General features: G+C 62.1%; 21 protein-coding genes and 4 tRNA genes. 18 read left to right on the top strand and 7 right to left on the bottom strand.

Annotated features, from left to right (window positions below; genetic code table 11):
* Positions 1 to 62: 62 nt before the first annotated feature.
* Complete coding sequence (gene folD, locus FHW75_RS07975) at positions 63 to 917, bottom strand: bifunctional methylenetetrahydrofolate dehydrogenase/methenyltetrahydrofolate cyclohydrolase FolD (protein ID WP_016714772.1); 855 nt, start codon at positions 915 to 917, stop codon at positions 63 to 65.
* A gap of 270 nt (positions 918 to 1,187) precedes the next feature.
* Between folD and FHW75_RS07970 the strand changes: the two genes are divergently transcribed.
* From FHW75_RS07970 to FHW75_RS07920, 11 genes are all read left to right on the top strand, one after another.
* Positions 1,188 to 1,264 (top strand) — tRNA-Arg (locus FHW75_RS07970).
* A 41-nt stretch (positions 1,265 to 1,305) separates the two neighbouring features.
* Positions 1,306 to 1,381 (top strand) — tRNA-His (locus FHW75_RS07965).
* A gap of 52 nt (positions 1,382 to 1,433) precedes the next feature.
* Positions 1,434 to 1,518: transfer RNA gene (locus FHW75_RS07960), tRNA-Leu, on the top strand.
* A gap of 44 nt (positions 1,519 to 1,562) precedes the next feature.
* Positions 1,563 to 1,638, top strand: a tRNA-His gene (locus FHW75_RS07955).
* Between the two features lie 243 nt (positions 1,639 to 1,881).
* Positions 1,882 to 2,181 carry a DUF6388 family protein gene (locus FHW75_RS07950; protein WP_019097186.1) on the top strand — a complete coding sequence of 100 codons (300 nt, stop codon included), beginning with the start codon at positions 1,882 to 1,884 and terminating at the stop codon, positions 2,179 to 2,181.
* A gap of 247 nt (positions 2,182 to 2,428) precedes the next feature.
* Positions 2,429 to 3,742 carry a trigger factor gene (tig, locus tag FHW75_RS07945; RefSeq protein WP_019097185.1) on the top strand — a complete coding sequence of 438 codons (1,314 nt, stop codon included), beginning with the start codon at positions 2,429 to 2,431 and terminating at the stop codon, positions 3,740 to 3,742.
* Positions 3,743 to 3,833: 91 nt separating this feature from the next.
* The gene (gene clpP, locus FHW75_RS07940) at positions 3,834 to 4,475 is read left to right on the top strand and encodes an ATP-dependent Clp endopeptidase proteolytic subunit ClpP (protein WP_003259400.1); all 642 of its coding nucleotides are present in this window, start codon (positions 3,834 to 3,836) and stop codon (positions 4,473 to 4,475) included.
* A gap of 108 nt (positions 4,476 to 4,583) precedes the next feature.
* Entirely contained in the window at positions 4,584 to 5,867 is a 1,284-nt protein-coding gene (gene clpX / locus FHW75_RS07935; RefSeq protein ID WP_003250242.1) for an ATP-dependent Clp protease ATP-binding subunit ClpX, read from the top strand.
* A gap of 164 nt (positions 5,868 to 6,031) precedes the next feature.
* On the top strand, positions 6,032 to 8,428 hold the full coding sequence (gene lon / locus FHW75_RS07930; RefSeq protein WP_025754403.1) for an endopeptidase La: 2,397 nt from the start codon (positions 6,032 to 6,034) through the stop codon (positions 8,426 to 8,428).
* Between the two features lie 152 nt (positions 8,429 to 8,580).
* Positions 8,581 to 8,853: a nucleoid-associated protein HU-beta gene (gene hupB / locus FHW75_RS07925; protein WP_003250246.1), complete on the top strand. Its 273-nt coding sequence runs from the start codon at positions 8,581 to 8,583 to the stop codon at positions 8,851 to 8,853.
* Positions 8,854 to 9,034: 181 nt separating this feature from the next.
* On the top strand, positions 9,035 to 10,906 hold the full coding sequence (locus FHW75_RS07920) for a SurA N-terminal domain-containing protein (protein WP_183673455.1): 1,872 nt from the start codon (positions 9,035 to 9,037) through the stop codon (positions 10,904 to 10,906).
* A 55-nt stretch (positions 10,907 to 10,961) separates the two neighbouring features.
* Here FHW75_RS07920 and FHW75_RS07915 read toward each other — a convergent pair whose 3' ends face one another.
* The gene (locus FHW75_RS07915) at positions 10,962 to 12,002 is read right to left on the bottom strand and encodes a patatin-like phospholipase family protein (protein ID WP_026020349.1); all 1,041 of its coding nucleotides are present in this window, start codon (positions 12,000 to 12,002) and stop codon (positions 10,962 to 10,964) included.
* Positions 12,003 to 12,182: 180 nt separating this feature from the next.
* On the opposite strand from FHW75_RS07915, the gene FHW75_RS07910 reads away from it, so the two are divergent.
* The 3 genes from FHW75_RS07910 to FHW75_RS07900 all read left to right on the top strand — a co-directional run bounded on the left by FHW75_RS07910 (position 12,183) and on the right by FHW75_RS07900 (position 14,127).
* On the top strand, positions 12,183 to 12,461 hold the full coding sequence (locus FHW75_RS07910) for a lipoprotein (RefSeq protein WP_003250254.1): 279 nt from the start codon (positions 12,183 to 12,185) through the stop codon (positions 12,459 to 12,461).
* 14 nt (positions 12,462 to 12,475) lie between these two features.
* Positions 12,476 to 13,243, top strand: a complete 768-nt coding sequence (locus FHW75_RS07905) for a CHAD domain-containing protein (RefSeq protein ID WP_183673453.1) — start codon at positions 12,476 to 12,478, stop codon at positions 13,241 to 13,243.
* A gap of 86 nt (positions 13,244 to 13,329) precedes the next feature.
* Positions 13,330 to 14,127 carry an acyl-CoA thioesterase II gene (locus tag FHW75_RS07900; RefSeq protein WP_025754400.1) on the top strand — a complete coding sequence of 266 codons (798 nt, stop codon included), beginning with the start codon at positions 13,330 to 13,332 and terminating at the stop codon, positions 14,125 to 14,127.
* A 32-nt stretch (positions 14,128 to 14,159) separates the two neighbouring features.
* Here the strand turns inward: FHW75_RS07900 and FHW75_RS07895 are convergent, their stop codons facing one another.
* From FHW75_RS07895 to FHW75_RS07885, 3 genes are all read right to left on the bottom strand, one after another.
* Entirely contained in the window at positions 14,160 to 14,528 is a 369-nt protein-coding gene (locus tag FHW75_RS07895; protein ID WP_016714764.1) for an Mpo1-like protein, read from the bottom strand.
* A gap of 75 nt (positions 14,529 to 14,603) precedes the next feature.
* Entirely contained in the window at positions 14,604 to 16,082 is a 1,479-nt protein-coding gene (locus FHW75_RS07890) for a methyl-accepting chemotaxis protein (protein ID WP_019097179.1), read from the bottom strand.
* Positions 16,083 to 16,191: 109 nt separating this feature from the next.
* Positions 16,192 to 16,989, bottom strand: coding sequence for a TatD family hydrolase (locus FHW75_RS07885; RefSeq protein WP_019097178.1), 798 nt, complete (start codon positions 16,987 to 16,989; stop codon positions 16,192 to 16,194).
* A 156-nt stretch (positions 16,990 to 17,145) separates the two neighbouring features.
* Here FHW75_RS07885 and FHW75_RS07880 point away from each other — a divergent pair, with 156 nt between their 5' ends.
* From FHW75_RS07880 to greB, 4 genes are all read left to right on the top strand, one after another.
* Positions 17,146 to 18,564 (top strand): transglycosylase SLT domain-containing protein, encoded by a 1,419-nt coding sequence (locus FHW75_RS07880; protein ID WP_019097177.1) that lies wholly within the window; start codon positions 17,146 to 17,148, stop codon positions 18,562 to 18,564.
* 113 nt (positions 18,565 to 18,677) lie between these two features.
* Positions 18,678 to 19,115: a DoxX family protein gene (locus tag FHW75_RS07875; protein WP_019097176.1), complete on the top strand. Its 438-nt coding sequence runs from the start codon at positions 18,678 to 18,680 to the stop codon at positions 19,113 to 19,115.
* Positions 19,116 to 19,338: 223 nt separating this feature from the next.
* A complete protein-coding gene (locus FHW75_RS07870) occupies positions 19,339 to 19,647 on the top strand; it encodes a hypothetical protein (protein WP_019097175.1) in 309 nt (102 codons plus the stop codon).
* An 11-nt stretch (positions 19,648 to 19,658) separates the two neighbouring features.
* Positions 19,659 to 20,132, top strand: a complete 474-nt coding sequence (greB, locus tag FHW75_RS07865; protein WP_019097174.1) for a transcription elongation factor GreB — start codon at positions 19,659 to 19,661, stop codon at positions 20,130 to 20,132.
* Positions 20,133 to 20,196: 64 nt separating this feature from the next.
* On the opposite strand, the gene FHW75_RS07860 is transcribed toward greB, so the two are convergent.
* Positions 20,197 to 22,704 carry an ABC transporter permease gene (locus FHW75_RS07860; protein ID WP_027615736.1) on the bottom strand — a complete coding sequence of 836 codons (2,508 nt, stop codon included), beginning with the start codon at positions 22,702 to 22,704 and terminating at the stop codon, positions 20,197 to 20,199.
* Complete coding sequence (locus FHW75_RS07855; protein WP_025754398.1) at positions 22,704 to 23,387, bottom strand: ABC transporter ATP-binding protein; 684 nt, start codon at positions 23,385 to 23,387, stop codon at positions 22,704 to 22,706. The genes FHW75_RS07860 and FHW75_RS07855 overlap by 1 nt, the downstream gene beginning before the upstream one ends.
* Between the last annotated feature and the right edge of the window lie 3 nt (positions 23,388 to 23,390).

The raw sequence follows: 23,390 nt of genomic DNA, 5'->3' as shown, positions 1-23,390 counted from the left end.
TGATTAACCACAGGCAAAAAAAACGGCACCTGCCAGAGGTGCCGTTTTCATTTTGCGCCGTGTTACTTGTGCAGCTCTTCTGCCGCATACAGCGTGTTTTCCAGCAGGCAGGCACGGGTCATCGGCCCGACGCCACCCGGCACCGGCGTGATCCAGCCAGCGCGCGGCAGGGCGGTCTCGTAGACCACGTCGCCGACCAGCTTGCCGTCTTCCTGGCGGTTGATGCCCACGTCGATGACAATAGCGCCTTCCTTGACCCATTCACCCTTGACCAGGCCCGGCTTGCCGGCGGCCACGACCACCAGGTCGGCGCGCCCGACATGGCCAGCCAGGTCTTTGGTGAAGCGGTGGCAGACGGTGACGGTGCAGCCGGCCAGCAGCAGTTCCATGGCCATCGGGCGACCCACGATGTTGGAAGCACCAACGATCACCGCATCCATGCCGTACAGGTCCTGGCCTGTGCTTTCCAGCAGGGCCATGATGCCTTTCGGCGTGCACGGGCGCAGCAGCGGGATGCGCTGGGCCAGGCGGCCGATGTTATACGGGTGGAAACCGTCCACATCCTTGTCCGGGCGAATGCGCTCGAGCAGCAGCGAGGCGTCCAGGTGCGCCGGCAGCGGCAACTGCAGCAGGATGCCGTCGACAGCCGGGTCGTCATTGAGGCGGTCGATCAGCTCGGTCAGGGCCTGCTGCGAGGTCTCGCTGGGCAGGTCGAACGCCTGCGAAATGAAGCCGACCTCTTCGCAGTCCTTGCGCTTGTGCGAGACATAGACTTGGGAGGCGGGGTCGGTGCCGACCAGGATCACTGCCAGGCCCGGCGTACGCAGGCCTTGCTGGCGACGCTCCACGACACGTTGAGCGATCTGCTTGCGCAGGTTGGCGGCGATCGCCTTGCCATCGATTAGGTGTGCAGTCATAGACGCGTGATTAACCATCGAGAAGGAAACAATAAAGAGCGCGCATTCTCGCACGACACGGCCCACGGGCAAAGGCGGGTGGTCGGGCAAATCCCCTAACCCCTTAAATAATTTAAATTTTTTTTAAAAAGGTGTTGACGAGGTACAGGGTCGACTATAAGATTCGCCGCACTTGTCGGGCACAGCCTAGCACTGGTTGGCTAAGTCGGGCAGAATGAGTGGTTTAGCAGTTATCTGTTAAGGTCTCGTTCGGTTAGGCTTCAAGCTTAAGCGCCCGTAGCTCAGCTGGATAGAGCATCCGCCTTCTAAGCGGATGGTCGCAGGTTCGAGTCCTGCCGGGTGCGCCATTAGGCAGCTTTGGCACGCAAGTAGGCGGTAATGCAATATGGTGGGCGTAGCTCAGTTGGTAGAGCGCTGGATTGTGATTCCAGTTGTCGTGGGTTCGATTCCCATCGTCCACCCCATATTTTTCAAGGGCGCCTCGATAGCATCTGGCGCCTTTGTTTTAAGCGTTACGCGGACGTGGTGAAATTGGTAGACACACTGGATTTAGGTTCCAGCGGCGCAAGCTGTAAGAGTTCGAGTCTCTTCGTCCGCACCATGCTTCTGTAAGGTAGTACCGCAACATCGCAAGACTGCAATATGGTGGGCGTAGCTCAGTTGGTAGAGCGCTGGATTGTGATTCCAGTTGTCGTGGGTTCGATTCCCATCGTCCACCCCATATTCTTGAAAAGGCGCCTTGATCGTGAGATCGGGCGCCTTTTTGTTTTGGGGTTGTGTGGCTGCGGTGTGCATGTCTTGAGTGTTCTGGCGCCTGTGAGATCGAGCGCCACAAACCTCACGCCAGAAACTAGCGACCGCGACGCAATTCCCCCTTGCAATCCTCTGGTGACACCCCAATAAAAGCTGTTAGATTTCAGCCGGTTGAAACAACGGCCCAGTTGGCCGGCAGAGGAACAACCCGATGATCGCAAAAGAAGCCCGTCAGGCCCTGGCGCTACAGCGCTTTGCCGAGGCCAGTCCGCAGCTGCTCGAAGAGATCCGCGAGCTGGATCCGCGCGAGCAGGCCCAGCAGATCGAATGGGCATTCGAGGATGCGGCCGAGGAGCAGGGTATCCAGCCTTGGGAGCTGGCCCTGCAACTGATCGCCGAAACCCCGGAGCAACTGCAGGCCATGCGCCTGGAGACGCACCGCGAGGTTGCCGAGGCGCTGGGGATGCAATGGGAAGAGTACTGCCAGTTCAACGAAATCGACCCTGAATAAAGGAAGCGAAATCGTTGTTGGCAGTTGTTTGACAAGGTATTTCGGCTGTAGGGCGCCCCAGGTGTCGTGCGGCCCTTATTGAAACAGGTCTGGCGGTGCGCCGTGCGGGCCTTGAAAGTTAATCGACCGGCGTGGTTTCCCGTCGTCCCGAGTGGGGTGACTTCTGCTGCGCGACTCACTAGAATACTTGCCCTTGATTCTGGAGTCGGGCTAACGCCGGCTAACGTCTGTGCAACGAGGAATATCCATGCAAGTTTCTGTTGAAAACACTTCCGCTCTCGAGCGCCGCATGACCATCGCCGTTCCGGCCGAGCGCGTCGAGAACGAAGTCAACAAGCGTCTGCAACAGACTGCCAAGCGCGCCAAGGTTGCCGGCTTCCGCCCAGGCAAGGTGCCAATGAGCGTGATCCGTCAGCGCTTCGAGGCCGATGCCCGCCAAGAGGCTTTCGGTGACCTGGTCCAGGCTTCCTTCTACGAAGCCATCGTCGAGCAGAAGCTGAACCCGGCTGGCGCTCCGGCGGTAGAGCCCAAGTCCTTCGAAAAGGGCAAGGACCTGGAATTCGTCGCCACCTTCGAAGTGTTCCCTGAGTTCACCGTTGCCGGCCTGGAGTCGATCAACGTCGAGCGCCTGAGCGCCGAAGTGGCTGACGCCGACCTGGACAACATGCTGGAAGTGCTGCGCAAGCAGAACACCCGCTTTGAAGCCGTCGAGCGCGCCGCGCAGAACGATGACCAGGTCAACATCGACTTCGTCGGCAAGGTCGACGGTGAAGTGTTCGCCGGTGGTTCGGCCAAGGGCACCCAGCTGGTACTGGGCTCCGGCCGCATGATCCCAGGCTTCGAAGACGGCCTGGTTGGCGCCAAGGCTGGCGAAGAGCGCGTTGTCAACGTGACCTTCCCAGAGGACTACCAGAACCTGGACCTGGCTGGCAAAGCCGCTGAGTTCACCATCACCGTCAACAGCGTTGCCGCCCCTGTGCTGCCAGAGCTGAACGAAGAATTCTTCGCCCAGTTCGGCATCAAGGAATCGACCCTGGAAGGCTTCCGCACCGAAGTTCGCAAGAACATGGAGCGTGAACTGCGTCAGGCGATCAAGACCAAGGTCAAGAACCAGGTCATGGACGGTCTGCTGGCCGCCAACCCGATCGAAGTGCCAAAAGCCCTGCTGGAAAACGAAGTCAACCGTCTGCGCGTGCAGGCTGTTCAGCAGTTCGGTGGCAACATCAAGCCAGAGCAGCTGCCAGCCGAGCTGTTCGAAGAGCAAGCCAAGCGCCGCGTTGTGCTGGGCCTGATCGTTGCTGAAGTGGTCAAGCAGTTCGAACTGAAGCCGGACGACGCCAAGGTTCGCGAAATGATCGAAGAAATGGCTTCGGCTTACCAGGAGCCTGAGCAGGTCATCGCCTGGTACTACAAGAACGACCAGCAACTGAACGAAGTGCGTTCGGTTGTGCTGGAAGAACAAGTTGTAGATACTGTTCTGCAGAAAGCGACTGTGACCGACAAGTCGGTCTCGTACGAAGATGCCGTTAAACCAGCACAGGCTCCTGCCGAAGCTGAGTAATACGGTTCTCTCGTAGGAAACCCCCACAAGCCAGCCTTCGAGCTGGCTTGTGCGTATTCAAGCCATGACTATTTGGGAGTGAGCGCAGGACATGTCCCGCAATTCTTATATTCAGCAGAGCTCTGACATCCAGGCCGCAGGCGGCCTGGTCCCGATGGTTATCGAGCAGTCCGCCCGTGGCGAACGCGCTTACGACATCTACTCGCGCCTGTTGAAGGAGCGTGTAATTTTCCTGGTCGGCCCGGTAGAGGACTACATGGCCAACCTCGTCGTTGCGCAACTGCTGTTCCTTGAAGCGGAAAACCCGGACAAGGATATCCATCTGTACATCAACTCGCCGGGTGGCTCCGTCACCGCCGGCATGTCGATTTACGACACCATGCAGTTCATCAAGCCGGACGTTTCGACCATCTGCATCGGCCAGGCCTGCAGCATGGGCGCCTTCCTGCTGGCTGCCGGTGCCAAGGGCAAGCGTCACTGCCTGCCGAACTCGCGCGTGATGATCCACCAGCCGTTGGGCGGCTTCCAGGGGCAGGCGACCGATATCGAGATCCATGCCCAGGAAATTCTCAATATCAAGGCCCGTCTGAACGAGCTGCTGGCCTACCACACCGGCCAGGACCTCGAGACCATCAAGCGCGACACCGAACGTGACAACTTCATGAGCGCCTCGCGCGCGGCCGAGTACGGCCTGATCGACTCGGTCTACGACAAGCGGCAACTGGCCTCCTGAACCGGGGTGCCAGAGCAGGTAGGTGCGCAAAGCGCCTACCTGCGGACTTGAAAAAGCCCGCAATTGCCTTCATCTTGTGTTGCAAGCCTACCGGATTGGATCGATCGAATGACTGACACCCGTAACGGCGAGGACAGCGGCAAATTGCTTTATTGCTCCTTCTGCGGCAAAAGCCAGCACGAAGTGCGCAAACTGATTGCCGGGCCCTCGGTATTTATCTGCGACGAGTGCGTCGACCTGTGCAATGACATCATCCGTGAGGAGGTGCAGGAAGCCCAGGCCGAGAGCAGCGCGCACAAATTACCTTCGCCGAAAGAAATCAGCGGCATCCTGGACCAGTACGTCATTGGTCAGGAGCGCGCGAAGAAGGTGCTGGCCGTAGCGGTGTACAACCACTACAAGCGCCTGAACCAGCGTGACAAGAAGGGTGACGAAGTCGAACTGGGCAAGAGCAACATCCTGCTCATCGGGCCGACCGGCTCGGGCAAGACCCTGCTCGCCGAAACCCTGGCACGCCTGTTGAACGTACCGTTCACCATTGCCGACGCCACCACCCTGACCGAAGCCGGTTATGTGGGTGAGGACGTCGAGAACATCATCCAGAAGCTGTTGCAGAAGTGCGACTACGACGTGGAAAAGGCTCAGATGGGCATTGTCTACATCGACGAGATCGACAAGATCTCGCGCAAGTCGGACAACCCGTCCATCACCCGTGACGTTTCGGGCGAGGGCGTGCAGCAGGCGTTGTTGAAACTGATCGAAGGCACCGTGGCTTCGGTTCCGCCGCAAGGTGGCCGTAAACACCCGCAACAGGAATTCCTGCAGGTTGATACCCGCAACATCCTGTTCATCTGTGGTGGTGCGTTCTCGGGCCTGGAAAAGGTTATCCAGAACCGCTCCACCAAAGGTGGTATCGGTTTTGGCGCCGAAGTGCGCAGCAAGGAAGAGGGCAAGAAGGTTGGTGAGTCCCTGCGTGAGGTCGAGCCGGACGATCTGGTCAAGTTTGGCCTGATTCCGGAATTCGTTGGCCGTCTGCCGGTGCTGGCGACCCTCGACGAGCTGGACGAGGCTGCGCTGATGCAGATTCTCACCGAGCCGAAGAATGCCCTGACCAAGCAGTATGCCAAGCTGTTCGAGATGGAAAGCGTCGACCTCGAGTTCCGCAGTGATGCACTCAAGGCCGTTGCCCGCAAGGCTCTGGAGCGCAAGACTGGCGCCCGTGGCCTGCGTTCGATCCTCGAAGGCGTGCTGCTCGACACCATGTACGAGATCCCTTCCAAGAAGGATGTCAGCAAGGTGGTGATCGATGAGAGCGTCATCGAGGGTACCTCGCAGCCGCTGATGATCTACGAAAACAGCGAGCCGCAAGCCAAGGCCGCGCCAGACGCCTGATTCAGGCAAAGGCCGGTTCACGGTTGCAAGCAAGGAGGGGGCCTACGGGCCCCTTTCTGCTTTTCCTGCGCTAGCGCTTGTAATTTCCCAAGTGTACCCCCACATTAGGTCCAAGCATCATTTCCACCGGTTTCCGGCCATAAGGCCGCTGTAGAGGCGAAATCATGAAGACCACCCTCGACTTGCCTCTTTTGCCATTGCGCGATGTCGTTGTTTACCCGCACATGGTTATCCCGCTGTTCGTGGGGCGCGAAAAATCCATCGAGGCCCTCGAGGCCGCGATGACGGGCGAAAAGCAGATCCTTCTGCTGGCCCAGAAGAACCCGGCCGACGACGACCCGGGCGAGGACGCCCTGTACCGCGTCGGTACCGTTGCCACCGTGCTGCAACTGCTGAAGCTGCCTGATGGCACCGTCAAGGTGCTGGTCGAAGGCGAGCAGCGTGGCGCTGTCGAGCGTTTCACCGAAGTAGAAGGGCACATCCGTGCCGAAGTCTCCCTGATCGACGAAACCGACGCCGCCGAGCGCGAGTCGGAAGTGTTCGTGCGCACGTTGCTGTCGCAGTTCGAGCAATACGTACAACTGGGCAAGAAGGTCCCTGCCGAAGTGCTGTCTTCGCTGAACAGCATCGAAGAGCCAGGGCGTCTGGTCGATACCATGGCCGCCCACATGGCCCTGAAGATCGAGCAGAAGCAGGAAATTCTCGAAATCGTCGACCTGCCAACCCGTGTCGAGCACGTGCTGGCGCTGCTGGATGCCGAAATCGACCTGCTGCAGGTCGAAAAGCGCATTCGCGGCCGGGTCAAGAAGCAGATGGAACGCAGCCAGCGCGAGTACTACCTGAATGAGCAGATGAAGGCCATTCAGAAAGAACTCGGCGATGGCGATGAAGGCCACAACGAAGTCGAAGAGCTGAAAAAGCGCATCGAAGCCGCTGGCCTGCCCAAGGATGCCCTCACCAAGGCCCAGGCCGAGCTGAACAAGCTCAAGCAGATGTCGCCGATGTCGGCCGAAGCCACCGTGGTGCGCTCGTACCTCGACTGGCTCGTGCAGGTACCGTGGAAGGCCCAGAGCAAAGTGCGCCTGGACCTGGCCAAGGCCGAGGAAATTCTCGATGCCGACCACTATGGCCTGGAAGAGGTCAAGGAACGCATCCTCGAATACCTTGCCGTGCAAAAGCGCGTCAAGAAAATCCGTGGCCCGGTGCTGTGCCTGGTCGGCCCTCCCGGTGTCGGCAAGACCTCGCTGGCCGAGTCGATCGCGGCCGCTACCAACCGCAAGTTCGTGCGCATGGCCTTGGGTGGCGTGCGTGACGAAGCCGAAATTCGTGGTCACCGCCGCACCTACATTGGCTCCATGCCAGGCCGTCTCATCCAGAAGATGACCAAGGTGGGCGTGCGCAACCCGCTGTTCCTGCTCGACGAAATCGACAAAATGGGCAGCGACATGCGTGGCGACCCGGCCTCGGCGCTGCTGGAAGTGCTCGACCCGGAGCAGAACCACAACTTCAACGACCACTACCTGGAGGTTGATTACGACCTCTCGGACGTGATGTTCCTGTGCACCTCGAACTCGATGAACATCCCGCCGGCGCTGCTCGACCGCATGGAAGTCATCCGCCTGCCGGGCTACACCGAGGACGAGAAGATCAACATCGCGGTCAAGTACCTGGTGCCCAAGCAGGTCAAGGCCAACGGCTTGAAGAAAGAAGAGCTGGAAGTCGACGTTTCGGCGATCCGCGACATCATCCGCTATTACACCCGCGAAGCCGGTGTGCGGGGCCTGGAGCGGCAAATTGCCAAGGTATGCCGCAAGGTGGTCAAGGAACATACCGGACAGAAGCAGGTCAAGGTCAAGGTGGCCAGCGAGCAGTTGGAACACCTGCTGGGCGTGCGCAAGTTCCGCTACGGCCTGGCCGAGCAACAGGACCAGATCGGCCAGGTCACCGGCCTGGCATGGACCCAGGTGGGCGGCGAACTGCTTACCATCGAAGCCGTGGTCATCCCCGGCAAGGGCCAGCTGATCAAGACCGGCTCGTTGGGCGATGTGATGGTCGAGTCGATCACTGCCGCACAGACCGTGGTGCGTAGCCGCGCCCGCAGCCTGGGTATTGCCGCCGACTTCCACGAGAAGCATGACGTGCATATCCACATGCCGGAAGGCGCTACGCCGAAGGATGGCCCAAGTGCCGGTATCGGCATGTGCACCGCGCTGGTGTCGGCGCTGACGCAGATTCCGGTGCGCGCCGATGTTGCCATGACCGGCGAAATTACCCTGCGTGGCCAGGTGCTGGCCATTGGCGGGTTGAAGGAAAAACTGCTGGCGGCACACCGTGGCGGGATCAAGACGGTGATCATTCCCGAGGAGAATGTTCGCGATTTGAAGGAGATTCCTGAAAATATCAAACAGGATCTGCAGATCAAACCGGTCAAATGGATTGACGAAGTCCTGCAAATTGCGCTGCAATACGCCCCGGAGCCCTTGCCAGATGTGGCTCCGGAGATTGTCGCCAAAGATGAAAAGCGCGACGGCGATGCTAAGGAACGAATCAGCACGCATTAGTAGTTTTTGGCTGGGGGGCTTTCCTTGACAGTTTTTTCGGGGCCTTGCTATAAAGCGGCACGCTATTGTCATCAGGCCACCCAGCGCACGTTTCATAAGCTTTTCATTACATACTTAGAAACAAACTCAATAGAGAAATAAGGGGACTTAGAGTGAACAAGTCGGAACTGATTGACGCTATCGCCGCATCTGCTGACATCCCGAAAGCTGTAGCCGGCCGTGCGCTGGACGCAGTCATCGAATCCGTCACCGGCGCCCTGAAGCAAGGTGACGATGTGGTACTGGTTGGCTTCGGTACCTTCTCGGTCAAGGAGCGCGCCGAGCGCACTGGCCGTAACCCGCAAACCGGCAAGGCGATCAAGATCGAAGCCGCCAAGGTTCCAGGTTTCAAGGCAGGCAAAGGCCTGAAAGACGCCGTCAACTAAGTCGTCTTTCAGCCGGACCCGGCCTGGCCTGGTCCGAGCACGGTGATGGCGGGGCGCAAACGTTCCCGCCTGACACGTTTGCTAAGCAAAGGCGCATCCTCGGATGCGCCTTTCTTTTATCAGGATTCTACCCACGCTCCGCGGTTGTCGACGCAGTGGTACAGCCGTTTCTGGGGGACGCATGCTGCAAAATATCAGGGACAATTCACAAGGTTGGATTGCCAAGACCATCATCGGCCTTATCGTCGTGTTGATGGCGTTGACCGGCTTTGAAGCCATTTTCCAGGCCGCCACCCATAGCCAGGACGCCGCCAAGGTGAACGGCCAGACCATCAGCCAGAACGAGCTCAGCCAGGCCGCTGACATGCAGCGCCGTCAGCTGATGCAACAGTTGGGCAAGGATTTCGACCCGGCGCTGCTGGATGACAAATTGTTGCGTGAAGAGGCCCTCAAGGGCCTGATCAGCCGCAAGCTGCTGCTGCAAGGCGCCGAAGATGCCAAGTTCGCCTTCTCCGAAGCCGCGCTGGATCAGGTGATCCTGCAGACGCCGGAATTCCAGGTGGACGGCAAGTTCAGTGCTGACCGCTTCGACCAGGTCATCCGCCAGATGGGCTACGGCCGCATGCAGTTCCGTGACATGCTTGCCGAGGAAATGCTCATTGGCCAGCTGCGCACCGGCCTGGCCGGCAGCAGCTTCGTCACCGACCAGCAGGTGGATGCTTTCGCCCGCCTGGAGAAGCAGACCCGCGACTTCGCTTCCCTGACCTTCAAGGCCGACCCGGCCTCGGTCAAGGTCAGCGACGAAGAGGTCAAGGCGCACTACGACCAGCACGCCAAGGAGTTCATGTCGCCTGACCAGGTGGTGATCGACTACATCGAGCTGAAGAAGTCGGCGTTCTTCGACCAGGTCAACGTGACCGACGAAGAGCTCAAGGCCCAGTACGAGAAAGAAATCGCCAACCTCGCGGAACAGCGCCATGCCGCGCACATCCTCATTGAGGTCAACGATAAAGTCACCGACGCCCAGGCCAAGGCCCGTTCTGAAGAGATTGAGCAGCGTCTGGCCAAGGGTGAAGACTTTGCCGCATTGGCCAAGGAGTTCTCTCAGGACCCAGGCTCGGCCAACAACGGTGGTGACCTCGGCTTCGCCGGCCCGGGCGTGTACGACCCGGCCTTTGAAGACGCGCTGTACAAGCTGCAGGATGGCCAGGTATCGACCCCGGTACGCACCGAGTTCGGCTACCACCTGATCAAGCTGCTGGGCGTGCAAGCGCCAGAAGTGCCGAGCTTCGCCAGCCTGAAGGACAAACTGACCCGCGACCTGAAGATCCCGTTGGTCGAGCAGCGTTACGTCGACGCCAGCAAGCAGCTGCAGGATGCTGCCTACGAGGCCTCCGACCTGGCTCAGCCGGCCCAGGACCTGAACCTCAAGGTGCACACCTCCGCAGCCTTCGGCCGCGAGGGTGGCGAAGGCATCACTGCCAACCGTTCCGTGGTACAGGCTGCGTTCTCCGAAGAAGTGCTGGACGAAGGTGCCAACAGCACCGCCATCGAGCTCGACCCGGAAACCACCGTGGTACTGCGCGTCAAGGAGCACCGCAAGCCGGAGCAACTGCCGCTGGAGGCCGTGGCCAAGAACATCAGCGAGCAGCTGGCCAAAGACAAGGCGACCGCCGAACTCAAGGCCAAGGCAGACAAGCTGATTGCCGGCCTGCGTGACGGCTCCATCGCAGCGGGCAGCGTGCATGAAGGGCAGGGCTGGAAGGCCTATGAGGCTGTTACCCGTGGCGAGGACGGTATTGACCCGGCCGAACTGCAGGCACTGTTCCGCCTCGGCAAGCCGCAGGCCAAGGACAAGCCGGTTTACGGCAGCGTAGTGCTGCGTGACGGTAGCCTGGTGGTGCTGCAGCTCAAGGGTGTTAACGAAGGCGCCACCGCCACCGACGAAGAGAAGCAGCAGATCCGCCGCTACCTCGCGTCGCGCGCTGGCCAGCAGGACTTTGCGGCTTACCGCAAACAGCTGGAAGCCAATGCAGACATCACCCGTTACTAAGGTGATCGCTGCATGAAGAAACAGGCCGCCTCGTGCGGCCTGTTTCATTTCTGCGCTAGCGCTTTACACCCTCATAGTTATCCAGCGTATCCCGCGCAATCTCCCGCCCCAGGGCAATCAGCTCCGGCGCTTTGTAAAACTCGAAAAACCGGCACACCCGCTTGGGCACGTTGATCAGTACATCCGGTGGATAGCCGGCGATCTTGTACTGCGCCAGCGAGGTCTGCATCACTTCGAAGCTCTGGTTGATCAAGTCCAGCAGCGAAGCCGGCCCCACGTTGTCAATGATGAACGAGCCGGTCGCGGACTTGGGCGCCCCCTCGTGCTCGGGTGCCGCTGCCGGTTGCTGGCCTTCCGGGTTGGCGGCATCTGCCAGCCACGGGTTCGGCGGCGCCAGCCCTTCGGCAACGATCTCCTGTTCGATGCGTATCAGCTCTTCCGCCGGCTTGCGCCGGAACGGCAAACGAGAGCCCAATGAGCTCAACAGGGAGTCAAAACGCATCTTGAACGCCGCCGGGCGCTCGATCACCGGCAATTGATACTGCTTCTGGTTGGTGGCGTTGAGGTTGACCGCGATGATCAGGTCGCAGTGGCTGGACACCACCGGCACGATCGGCAGCGGGTTGAGGATGCCGCCGTCGACCAGCATGCGATTGCCCTGCATCACCGGCGTGAACAGGCTGGGGATGGCCGCCGAGGCGCGCATGGCCTGGTGCAGGCAACCCTCCTGAAACCAGATTTCCTGCTGGTTGGTGAGGTCGGCGGCAACCGCCGTGTAGGGGATGCGCAGTTGTTCGATGTTGATCTCGCCGACGATCTTGCGGATCTGCCCGAACACCTTGTCGCCACGAATGGCGCCGAGGCGAAAGCTCACGTCCACCAGGCGCAGTACATCCAGGTAGTCGAGGCTCTCGATCCAGTTGCGGTAGTCTTCCAGCTTGCCGGCGGCGTAGATGCCGCCAATCACCGCCCCCATGGAACAACCGGCTATGCAGGCGATGTCGTAGCCCCGGCGCTCGATTTCCTCAATCACGCCAATGTGCGCATATCCCCGGGCGCCGCCCGATCCCAATACCAGTGCCACGCGTTTACTCATGAACATTCCTCGGGCCGTGCAACCATGGTCCTACAATGCACCTTTGGCGGCCTGTGCTTCAATGTAGATCGCACTGAGCTACTGTGATAATGCTGGCCACGCAAAGTTGGCTGGGCAGGGCACTTTTCAGTTGCCCGGGCGTCGAACAGCCACCGTTTTTTTACCATTGAGGTCTTACCGATGAAAGCCTGGATCTGCCTTCCACTGATTGCCCTGGCCTTGGCAGGCTGCGCGGGCAAGACGGCCTACCGTGACAGCTGCGCCACCCAGCTGGATGCCGCCTGGAAGGAGCTGGACCTGGCCAAAGCCGAAGGCTTTGCCGGTGCCGTGAGCTACTCCAAAGCCTTGTCGCTGCTGACCGGCGCGAAGACCCAGCAGCAGTTCGAAGGCTACGAAAGCTGTACCCGCAAGGCTGAGAAGGCGCGGTTCTACATTCGTGAGTCGCGCGCCGGGCGCTGACCGAGGAGCGTCTTATGTCTGCCATGCTCGATCATGTAGTTGCCCAGATGCTGGCCGTGCAGGTACGCCTGCTGGCGTGCCGCGAGCGCCTGGCTGCCAATACCGACAGCGAGGCGCTGCATGACCTGCGTATCACCTTGCGCCGTCTGCGCAGCCTGCTCAGGCCCCTGCGCGGGTTGCCAGGCGTGGAACAGCTGGAGGATGCCGCCAAGGCCTTGGGTACCCTGACCACGCCGCTGCGCGATCGTGAGGTGCTGGCCGCCGAACTGATCGGGCGCGGCCACGTCGCGGTCGGGCAGCGGCGTCTGGAAGGGCGGGACAGAACCTTCGCCAGCGTCGCTGCCAGCGCCCAGCTGGCCCGTGTGCTGGCGATTGTCGACGCGTTTCCGTTGTTTTTGCGGGCAGCCGGCCGTGAGGGGCTGACCCAGTCACTGGGCAAGCGCATCGACAAGCGCCTGGTCAAGCAGTGGCGTACATTGCACAAAGCCTTGCGGGATCCGGCTCACGACCGTCACCGGCTGCGCTTGCTGATCAAGCGTGCGCGCTATGGCGATGAAGCCTACCCGCAGCTCGACCACGCCGGGAAAAAGCTGCAGCGCTTGCTGAAAAAGGCGCAGAGCGACCTGGGGGGCTGGCATGACCGGCTGCAGTGGCTGCTGCAGGCGCGCGACCATGCAGACCTTGCCCCCTGTCAAGCGGACTGGGAGCAGGAGTTACACGAAGCCGAGCGCCAGTCGGACGTGACGCTGGATGCCTTGTTGCAGGCACTGGCGCGGCGTTAGCCCGAACAATGACCGATATGCGGGCTGATCGCCCAGGGTTTGCTGGCTAGGATGGGCAGACCCTTTCTGCAGGCAGGAGCCGGCCCATGAATTTCAATCAACTGCTCGACGCTGTGCGAGCCAACCCGGAAGCCGTCAGCATCCCGCCCAGCTGGGCCCAAGGCCGCGCTGCCTTTGGCGGGCTGATGGCGGCCATGGTCTATGAGGCCATGCACCTCAAGCTCACAGACAGCCGCCCGGTACGCTCGCTGGCCATCAGCTTCGTAGCGCCTGCGGCCGCGGACGTGCCCATTCGCTTCGAGGTGGAGGTGCTGCGCGAAGGCAAGGCTGTCAGCACCTTGCTGGGCCGCGCGGTCCAGGAGGGCCAGGTGGTGACCTTGGTGCAAGGCAATTTCGGCGCGGGGCGGCCATCTGTCGTCGATGTGCCGGCATTACCGGCCATTGAAATGAAAGCGCTTGAAGACGCCGCACCTGAACTGCCCTATATCAAAGGCGTCACACCCGAGTTCATGCGCCATGTCGCATTGCGCTGGGCGGTGGGCGGGTTGCCGTTCAGTGGCAATCAGTCGCGCAAGATGGGCGGTTGGGTGCGGTTGCGGGACGTGGCAGAAGAACAGGTCAATGAAGCACACCTGCTGGCGCTGGTCGATGCCTGGCCGCCGAGCCTGATGCCGTTTCTCAAACAACCGGCTGCAGGCAGTACGCTGACCTGGACCATCGAGTTCATCCAGCCTATTGCGAAATTGTCGACCTTGGACTGGTGCCGCTATTGCGTGGAAACCGAACATGCGCGGGATGGCTATGGGCATGCTGCGGCCGCCCTTTGGACGGCAGAGGGCGAGTTGCTGGCCCTGAGCCGGCAGACCGTGACCGTATTTGCCTGATCAATCCTGAGAGCGCAAAACAGCGCCTGGCATCAATGCCGGTGCTTGTGCCGCTCCCGCCAGGCCTTCCACCACGCCCCGCTCAGCACAAAGCGTGGAAAGGTAATGAACTGCTCGGTCAGCAATCGCTGCACGGCGTCCTGACGATTGGCGAACGGCTCAGGCTGCTCGGCTTCCAGCCGGTGCCCCTGGCGCTGCAAGCCAAGCCCCGCAATCAGGGCGATCACGCCAACAGCAATCTGCCCCAGATCCAGGGCGAACAGGCCGGACAGAACCAATAGCGCACCCAGAATGAACAGCGGCACGGCAATCAGGTGCAGCACGAGGTTGGTTGGGTGGCGGTGGTTGTGGTGGTAGCCACGCCACTGCCAGGCGGGCAGGTTGGGCAGACGCTTGCTCATGGGCATTTCCTCACGGTCATGCCCAAAGCTTAGTGCGGCCTCCGGACGGGGGCCAATCGAGGCTGGCTATGGTGACTATAGCTTGAGCTGGCCAATGGCCTTGCTGAGTTCGCCGGCAAGGGTCGCCAGTTCGCTGCTGGTGGTGGCCGAGCCCACCGTCTGCTGCACGGTCTGCTCGGTGACATCGCGGATGCTCACCACGGCGCGGTTCATTTCCTCGGCCACCTGGCTTTGTTGCTCGGCGGCCACGGCGATCTGGGTGTTGCTTTCGCGCATCTGCGCCACTGCGCCGGTAATCTCGGCCAGCGCTTCGCCGGCCTCCTGGGCTTGTCGCACGCAGTCGTCGGCTTTGTAAGAGCTTTCCTGCATGAACTCCACCGCATCGCGGGTGCCCGATTGGAGGGCCGAGACCATGGTGGTGATTTCGTCGGTAGAGGTTTGCACGCGCTTGGCCAGGTTGCGCACCTCATCGGCCACCACGGCAAAGCCACGCCCCAGGTCGCCAGCACGGGCTGCTTCGATGGCAGCGTTGAGCGCCAGCAGGTTGGTTTGCTCGGCGATGCTGTGGATCACGCTGACCACGCCGTTGATCTTCTGGCTGTCGTCGGCCAGTTGGCGAATCATTTCGGCAGTTTGCTGCACGCCGCTGGAAAGCCCGGAAATCGAGTCCTGTACCCGGCTGACCACCTCTTTGCCACTGCCGGCCAACGTGTCGGCGGTTTGCGACAGGTCGCGGGTGGCACCGGCATGCTCGGCGATGTGGTGTACCGTCGCTGACATTTCGTTGATGGCGGTGGCGGCCTGATCGGTTTCGCTTTGCTGGCCGAGCATGCCGTGGCGCACGTCGCTCATGCTGGCGGCCAGGCGTGCGGCGCCCGAGTCCAGTTGTGCCGCCGTGTGGGCAACAGTGCTGACGACCCGGTGGTAGGTGGCCTGCATCGCATTGAAGGCCCCGGCCATCTGGCCGACCTCGTCACCGCAGGCCAGCGGCACGCGGGCGGCCAGGTCACCGGTTTTCTCCACATGCAGCATCACGTCTTTCAGGGTGTTGAGCTGGCTGAGCAGGAAGCGGATCAGCAACTGCGAAGCGCCGAGCATGGCCAGCATCAGGATCAGCACGCACACCGCGTAGTTACTGAAGCGGTCGAAGAACACCTGGCGCAGGCTTGGCGACTGTGCCACCACGGCCACTTGCTGGTCACCGTTGCGCAGCACCTGTGCGCCGCGCAGCGGGTTTTCTCCGAGGACCCAGGCGCCTGGCAGTTCGACCCAGCCTTGGGCGTTGCGCAGGGGGTCGAGCGCCTCACCGGCGAACGTCGGCGTTTGCCCCGCAGGCCAACTGATGACATTGGCAAGGCGGGGCAGTGCTTGCCCAGCCGGCCAGGCGGCGATCAGCTGGGCTTGTGCAGCCGCCTGGGCCTGCGCTGCCTCGGCGCGGGCGCGTTGCTCCAGGTGCACGGCGTAGAGCACCAGCAGCAAGGTCGTGACAAAGGCCACCGCGTTGACGGCCCAGAATTTGTACTTCAGGGAAACATTGCTAAGCCAGGCACCCATGGGCAGGTCTTCTCTGAGTTGAGCGGAAACAATATTGGCAAGATGCCATCATTGTGCCTGTATCTACTCAGCAAGATGTTGATACATATCAACAGCCCGCACGCAGGGCTCACGGAAGCTGGAAAAATGCCCGCGCCGTTGCGGTGGTGTGAGCAGCCGTATGCTCGGCGGATTCGCCCCGGTGCAAGGCGACTTCACGCAGCACCTCTGGCAAAAACGCCGGCTCGTTGCGCCCGTTCTTCGGCTTGGGACGCAGGCTGCGTGGCAGCAGGTAGGGGGCGTCGCTTTCCAGCATCAGCCGGCCTTCGGCAATGTTGCCTACCAGCGGGTGCAGATGAGTGCCACGGCGTTCGTCGCAGATCCAGCCGGTAATGCCGATGTGCAGGTCCATGTCCAGGTAAGCGAACAGTGCCTCGCGTTCGCCGGTAAAGCAGTGCACCACCGCGCCGGTCAGGTGGTCGCGGTAGTCCTTCAGGATCGCCAGCAAACGCTCGCTGGCGTCGCGCTCATGCAGGAACACCGGCAGGCGCAGTTCCGCAGCCAGGGCCAGCTGGGCTTCCAGGGCTTTTTCCTGCAGCGGGCGAGGGGAGAAGTCGCGGTTGAAATCCAGACCGCATTCGCCCACTGCACGCACGCGTGGCTCATTCAGCAGTTGGCGCAAACGGCGCTCGCTACCGGCATCCCAGCCCTTGGCATCGTGAGGGTGTACGCCTGCCGTGGCGAACAGGTGCGCGCCGCTGTTATCCAGCTGCTGGCACAGCTCCAGTGCCTGCTCGCTGACTGCCAGGCTGGTGCCTGTCAGCACCATTTGCGTTACACCGGCTTCACGTGCGCGCTCGACAATGGCTGCCTGCTGGTCGTGGAAACTGCTGTTGGTCAGGTTGACGCCGATATCGATCAGTTGCATGGTGCTATCTCGTGCCGCGGGGCGGCCAGCATAGCAAAAACCGCGTTTTTCTGAAAAAACCAAGAACTTCATGCTGTTGCCGTGGTCTTTTGCCGTCATTTCTCACTTGGCGGTGCAAGCCATGGATGCCGCCCACCGACCACGGACACGTTTTGCATGCTGCGATGCTGGCTCACCTTCCTGTTCACGCTCGGGCTGACGATTGGGCTGACCCTGTCCGGTGCCGCCCATGCGCGCGCGCCGGGGCCGCAGCAGAATATCCCACCTGCCAAGGTGCGCGACCTGCAACAGATTCGCTCCAGCCAGGTGTTGCGGGTGCTGGTCAATCAAAGCCGTAACAGCTCAGGCGAAGTCAAGGGTGAGCCGGTCGGCATCGAATACTACCGCCTGCGCGCCCTGGAGCATTACCTCAATGCTCGTGCCGCCGATGGCCAGGAGATTCAACTCAAGCTCATCCCACGGGCCAAGGAACAACTGCTAGGCGCACTGGCCCGCGGCGAGGGTGACCTGGCAGCGCCGGGCGAGCTGCTTGACCCCGGCACCGTGCGCGGTGTCAGCAGCAGTGCGCCGATTCTCGACCAGGTGCCGCTGACGCTGGTTGGGCGCAAAGGCGAGCGAAGCTTCAGCAAGGTCGAACAGCTTTCCGGGCGCACCGTGGCCTTGACCAGTGCCAGTGCCGCCGGGCCGCTGATCCAGCAGGTCAACCAGCAACTGGCGTTGCGCAAACGGCCCCCGATCAAGGTGGAGTGGGTCGACTCAACGCTGGCGGTAGAGGATGTGCTGGAGATGGTGCAGGCGGGCATCTATCACCTGACGGTGGTCGAGCAACCCATTGCCCGGCGCTGGGCACGGGTGATGCCACGCCTGCGCCTGGACACCCGGGTGCACCTGGGGGCTCCGCAGGCCATGCGTTGGTATGTAGGGCGCGATGCACCGCAATTGCTGGCCACGGTCGATCGTTTCCTGCAGGGCTACCGTGCACCGGACAACCAGGATGCCGCCTTCGAGCGCATCTACCGCCGCCAGTACCGGGTGCACAACCCGTTGGCCGGCAAGGATCGTCAGCGCCTGGCCTCGGTGCGTGCAGTACTGCAGAAGCATGGCCAGGCGCAGCAGATCGATTGGCTCAACCTGGCCGCGCTGGCCTTCAAGGAGTCCACCCTCAACCCGGCCGCGCGTGGCACTGGCGGTGCCCACGGCCTGATGCAGATAACGCCTTCGGCGGCCCAGCGGGTAGGGGTGAGCAACACCGCCACGGTAGATGGCAATGTACAAGCCAGTGCCCGTTACCTGGCGCTGATCCGTCGCAAGTTCTTTGCCAGCCCCAAGATCAACGAGCGTGAACGCATGGCCTTTGTACTGGCGGCCTACAACCTCGGCCCCGAGCGGGTCCAGGCCATGCGTGCGGAGGCTCGGCGGCGCGGCCTCAACGGCAACCAGTGGTTCTTCCAGACCGAGCGCATCGCCATGGAGCAGGTGGGCATGGGGCCGGTCAACTTCGTCAATAGCGTCAACAAGTACTTCCTGGCGTTCAACCGCGAGCGTGCGGTCCTGGAGCGCGTAGCGAGGCGTTGAAAAATCGATTTTATCGATTGTTATGTTGGATTTTTTGCCATTTTCATATCTATTGAATTGATTATGATGGCGCCCAACCCAACACAACTTCTCCGCTTCAAGGACGCTTCGACATGAACAACACGACCCTCAACGCCCTGTTCTCCACCCGCGCCGGCGCTGGCCTCAGCGTGATCCGCATCCTGGTTGGCATCATCTTCATGGCGCATGGCGCGCAAAAACTCTTCGGCCTGTTTGGCGGTTATGGCCTGGAAGGTACCGGCCAGTGGATGGAAAGCATCGGCCTGGCGCCGGGTTACCTGATGGCCTTGCTGTCCGGCAGCGCAGAATTCTTCGGCGGCCTGGCCCTGGTGATCGGCCTGCTGGCCCGCCCGGCGGCGCTGGCGCTGACCGTGACCCTGGTGGTGGCGATCTTCTCGGTGCATATCGGCAACGGCCTGTTCATGTCCAATAACGGCTATGAGTTCGCCCTGGCCCTGCTGGCGGGCACTGTCGCCGTCATGATCGAAGGCGCTGGCCGCTTCTCGCTGGACCGCCTGATCGCCCGCTGATACCACCCATGCGGCAAGATCCAAGCCTCAGGCCGATCACTTTCGGTTTGAGGCTTGTATCTTGCCGCTTGTAGCTCTAGCATACCGCCTGCGCCGATTTAAACAGCTACTTGCGGGGCGCAGGAAAGCCCCCATCCGGGTTATCCGAAATACCGCTAAAGCGCTGGTTCGGTGACGCCTCCCACCGCTGCCCAGCGGGATTCGCGAGGCGGAGAGAAGCTCCATGAGTTGCCCACGTACCAGTGTCTGTTTAAGCCCATTGCCTGCCAACCAGGCGTCCCGCACACCGCGCATTCTGCTCGGCGGCCAGCATCAGCCCACCCTTTTGCGTCACCTCGAAGGCCTGTCTCGACGCAAGGGCCAGGCGCGCGCATTTCTGATTCAGTTCGCCGATACCGGCTGCCACCTGGCGCAGTACGGCAATGACCGTTTTGACCTGGCCGTCATCCAGGCTCCGGCGCAGGATGAGGCCGCAGACGTTATTGGCCACCTCACCCGTATCGCGCGCCAAGGCCTGATTACCCGCCGCTAAGGAGTGCGCTGTTGAGCACCAACATCATTACCACGGAAGGCCACGACGCGCTGAAGAAAGAGCTGGACCACCTGTGGCGGGTGTATCGCCCGGAGATCACTCAGAAGGTTGCCTGGGCGGCATCCCTGGGGGATCGCAGCGAAAACGCCGACTACCAGTACAACAAGAAGCTGCTGCGCGAAATCGACCGCAGGGTGCGTTATCTGCGAAAGCGTCTTGAAGATGTGAAGGTGGTGGCTTATTCGCCGCAGCAGGAAGGCAAGGTGTTTTTCGGCGCCTGGGTCGAGATCGAGAATGATGATGGCGAGACCATGAAGTTTCGCATTGTCGGTTATGACGAAATCTACGGGCGTAACGACTACATCTCGATCGATTCGCCCATGGCCCGTGCCTTGCTCAAAAAGGAGGAGGGCGATGAGGTGTTGGTGCATACGCCTACCGGTGAAGCGACCTGGTATGTGAACAGCATCTCGTACGGGCAATAGATTGATGTTGTTTGTGCCGGCCTCTTCGCGGGCGAGCCCGCGAAGAGGCCGGCAAATGTAACACTCAAGTTTCCCGCAACACCGCCAAAGGGCTGGCATTCAACGCCCGCCGCGTCCCTAGCACACCTGCACCGCCCACCAGCAGCGCCCCCGCCAGTGGCAACACCAGCAGCCACGGGTGTGGGCTCCACTGCAAATCGAAGGCATAGCGATACAGCACCAGGGTAATCAGTTCACAACCCACTGCCGCCAACAGCCCACTGGCCGCACCCAGCAAACCGAACTCGATACGCCGCGCCTTCACCAGCAATGGCCGCGCCGCCCCTAGCGCACGTAGCAAGGCACCTTGGCGAATGCGTTCGTCCAGCGTTGCCTGCAAGCCGGCGAACAGCACCGCCAGCCCGGCCGCCAGCACGAACAACAGCACATACTCCACCGCCAGGGTCACCTGGGCGAGGATGCTGCGCAGCTGGTCGAGCAAGGCGTCCACCTGCAGGATGGTCACCGCCGGAAATGCCCGCGACAGCGCCACCACATCCAGGTCGTGGCCGGGTGCCAGGTAGAAACTGGTCAGGTAAGTGGTCGGCAACCCCTGCAGCGTGCCGGGCTGGAAGATCATGTAGAAGTTTGGCTGGAAGCTGTCCCAGTGCACGCTGCGCAGGCTGCTGACCCTGGCCTGGCGCTGCTGGCCGCCGATGTCGAAGGTCAGCAGGTCGCCCATGTGCAGTTTCAGGCTGGTGGCCAGCTCCGCTTCCACCGAAACGCCGGGTATTTCGCTGTCGGCCGGCAAGGCTTGCCACCAACTGCCGGCAGTGAGTTGATTGCCTTCGGGCAGTTCGGCGGCCCAGGTCAGGCTAAGGTCTCGCTGCACGGCGCGTTCACCCGCCGAGTCTTTGCTGACAACTTGCTGCACCGGCTGCTCGTTGATTTGCACCAGGCGCCCGGGCGTAACCGGGTAAAGCGGCGCCGAGGCTGCATTGACCTGGTGCAGGCGTTGCGCGAACGGTTCGCGATCATCCGGCAGGATGTTCAGGGCGAAATGGTTGGGTGCATCCTTGGGCAGTTGGGCTTGCCAGGTGTCGAGCAGTTCGGCGCGCAGCAGGGCGACCAGGGCCATGGCCAGCAGGATCAGGCCGAAGGCCAGGGCCTGGCCGGCGGCGGCCGTGGGGTGGCGTAGCAGCTGGCCCAACCCCAGGCGCCAGGTCAGCGGTGCGCCGGCCAGCAACTGGCGCAGGCTGCGCAAACCGAGCAACAGCAGGCCGCCGAGCAACAATGCGGCGACCAGGCCGCCACCGAGCAAGGCGAAGGTGAGCAGCAGGTCAAGGCTCAGGCGCCACATGATCAGGCCCAAGGCAAACAGCGCGGCGCCATACACCAGCCAACTGCTGGGCGGTATCGGCAGCAGGTCGCGGCGCAGCACCCGCAGCGGGGGCACCTGGCCCAGTGCAGCGATCGGCGGCAGGGCGAAACCGGCCAGTGCCACCAGCCCGGTCCCGATGCCGGCCAGGGCCGGAACGATGCCACCGGCAGGCACCACGCTTGGCAACAGCCCCTGCAGCAGGCGGAACAGGCCCAGCTGGGCCAGCCAGCCGAGCAGGGCACCGGCCAGGGCGGCGACCAGGCCGAGCATGGCCAGTTGCAGGCAATACAGGCCCAGTGCCTGGCGGCGCGACAGGCCCAGGCAGCGCAGCAGGGCGCTGGCGTCCAGGCGGCGTGCGGCATAGCGGCTGGCCGACAGGGCCACGGCCACGCCTGCCAGCAGCACCGCCACCAGGCTGGCCATGTTCAGGTAGCGTTCGGCCTTGCCCAGGGCGCCGCCGATCTGCTGGTTGCCATCGCGGGTGTCGCGCAGACGCTGGTTGGCGGCCAGGTCTTTTTCCACGGCCTGGCGGTATTGGGCCAGTACCTCGGTATCGCCACGCCACAGGTCGCGGTAGGTAACCCGGCTACCCGGCTGAATGACGCCAGTGGCCTCGAGGTCGGCCAGGTTCATCATCACCCGGGGGGTAAGGCTGTAGAAGTTGTTGGCGCGGTCGGGTTCGTAGGTCAGCACGCGGCTCATGCGCAGGGTTTTCATGCCCACGTCGATGCTGTCGCCAATCGCCAGGCCCAGCGCCGCCAGCAGGCGGGGTTCGACCCAGGCTTCACCCGGTGCCGGGCCACCGCCAGGCATCTCCTCGGCATAAGGGGCCGGCGCACTGCGTACCTGCCCGCGCAACGGATAAGCGCCGTCGGCGGCCTTGACGCTGGACAGCTGGATGCCATTGTCGCCGCCTACCACGCTGGTGAATTCGACCACCTGTGCATGGCGCAAGCCAAGTGCAGTGCCGCTATCGATCTGCTGCGCACGGGCCGGGGCGCTGCCTTGCAGCACCAGGTCGGCGCCTAGGAATTCACTGGCGCGCAGCTGCATGGCGCCGTTGAGGCGGGCGCCGAAATAGCCGATGGCGGTGCTGGCCGCCACGGCCACCAGCAGGGCAAAGAACAACACGCGCACTTCGCTGGCGCGAATGTCGCGCAGCAGCTGGCGCAGGGCCAGGCCGCACAGGCGGGACAACGGCATGTGGGTCATCAGGCCTCCACCGGGGCCACCAGGCGCCCCGCGTCCAGGCGGATCTGGCGGCGGCAGCGCCGGGCCAGGCGTTCGTCATGGGTGACCAGCACCAGGGTGGTACCGCGCTCCTTGTTCAACTCGAACAGTAAATCGCTGATGCGCTCGCCCGTGTGGCTGTCGAGGTTGCCTGTGGGCTCGTCGGCAAACAGCACCGCCGGTTGTGCCGCGAAGGCGCGGGCGATAGCAACCCGCTGCTGCTCACCGCCCGACAGTTGACGGGGCGTGTGGCTCAGGCGCTTGCCGAGGCCGACCCGTTCCAGCAGTGTGCGCGCGTGTTCGCGGGCATCCCGGCGGCCGTCCAGCTCCAATGGCAGCATCACGTTTTCCAGGGCGTTGAGGCTGTCGAGCAGCTGGAACGACTGGAACACGAAGCCCACATGTTCGGCGCGCACCCGGGCGCGCTGGTCCTCATCCAGGGGGGCCAGGTCATGGCCGGCGAGGATGACCTTGCCGGCGCTGGGCTGATCGAGGCCGGCAAGCAAACCGAGCAGGGTCGACTTGCCGGAGCCCGAGGCGCCGACGATGGCCAGGCTGTCGCCTTGGGCCAGGTCGAGGGAGAGTGCGTGAAGGATGGTCAGGTCACCTTCCGCGCTGGGGACCACTTTGCTAAGGTTCTGCGCAACGAGAATGCTGGGGCCCATGGA

The organism is Pseudomonas sp. OG7 (assembly GCF_014192825.1).
In the GTDB taxonomy this organism is placed as follows: Bacteria; Pseudomonadota; Gammaproteobacteria; order Pseudomonadales; family Pseudomonadaceae; genus Aquipseudomonas; species Aquipseudomonas monteilii.
This window is presented reverse-complemented; position numbering and strand designations above follow the sequence as displayed.

Coding starts and splice junctions, on each gene's coding strand:
- folD (WP_016714772.1), bottom strand. CDS start 917: ATGACTGCACACCTAATCGATGGCAAGGCGATCGCCGCCAACCTGCGC.
- FHW75_RS07950 (WP_019097186.1), top strand. CDS start 1,882: ATGATCGCAAAAGAAGCCCGTCAGGCCCTGGCGCTACAGCGCTTTGCC.
- tig (WP_019097185.1), top strand. CDS start 2,429: ATGCAAGTTTCTGTTGAAAACACTTCCGCTCTCGAGCGCCGCATGACC.
- clpP (WP_003259400.1), top strand. CDS start 3,834: ATGTCCCGCAATTCTTATATTCAGCAGAGCTCTGACATCCAGGCCGCA.
- clpX (WP_003250242.1), top strand. CDS start 4,584: ATGACTGACACCCGTAACGGCGAGGACAGCGGCAAATTGCTTTATTGC.
- lon (WP_025754403.1), top strand. CDS start 6,032: ATGAAGACCACCCTCGACTTGCCTCTTTTGCCATTGCGCGATGTCGTT.
- FHW75_RS07920 (WP_183673455.1), top strand. CDS start 9,035: ATGCTGCAAAATATCAGGGACAATTCACAAGGTTGGATTGCCAAGACC.
- FHW75_RS07915 (WP_026020349.1), bottom strand. CDS start 12,002: ATGAGTAAACGCGTGGCACTGGTATTGGGATCGGGCGGCGCCCGGGGA.
- FHW75_RS07910 (WP_003250254.1), top strand. CDS start 12,183: ATGAAAGCCTGGATCTGCCTTCCACTGATTGCCCTGGCCTTGGCAGGC.
- FHW75_RS07905 (WP_183673453.1), top strand. CDS start 12,476: ATGTCTGCCATGCTCGATCATGTAGTTGCCCAGATGCTGGCCGTGCAG.
- FHW75_RS07900 (WP_025754400.1), top strand. CDS start 13,330: ATGAATTTCAATCAACTGCTCGACGCTGTGCGAGCCAACCCGGAAGCC.
- FHW75_RS07895 (WP_016714764.1), bottom strand. CDS start 14,528: ATGAGCAAGCGTCTGCCCAACCTGCCCGCCTGGCAGTGGCGTGGCTAC.
- FHW75_RS07890 (WP_019097179.1), bottom strand. CDS start 16,082: ATGGGTGCCTGGCTTAGCAATGTTTCCCTGAAGTACAAATTCTGGGCC.
- FHW75_RS07885 (WP_019097178.1), bottom strand. CDS start 16,989: ATGCAACTGATCGATATCGGCGTCAACCTGACCAACAGCAGTTTCCAC.
- FHW75_RS07880 (WP_019097177.1), top strand. CDS start 17,146: ATGCTGCGATGCTGGCTCACCTTCCTGTTCACGCTCGGGCTGACGATT.
- FHW75_RS07875 (WP_019097176.1), top strand. CDS start 18,678: ATGAACAACACGACCCTCAACGCCCTGTTCTCCACCCGCGCCGGCGCT.
- FHW75_RS07870 (WP_019097175.1), top strand. CDS start 19,339: ATGAGTTGCCCACGTACCAGTGTCTGTTTAAGCCCATTGCCTGCCAAC.
- FHW75_RS07860 (WP_027615736.1), bottom strand. CDS start 22,704: ATGACCCACATGCCGTTGTCCCGCCTGTGCGGCCTGGCCCTGCGCCAG.
- FHW75_RS07855 (WP_025754398.1), bottom strand. CDS start 23,387: ATGGGCCCCAGCATTCTCGTTGCGCAGAACCTTAGCAAAGTGGTCCCC.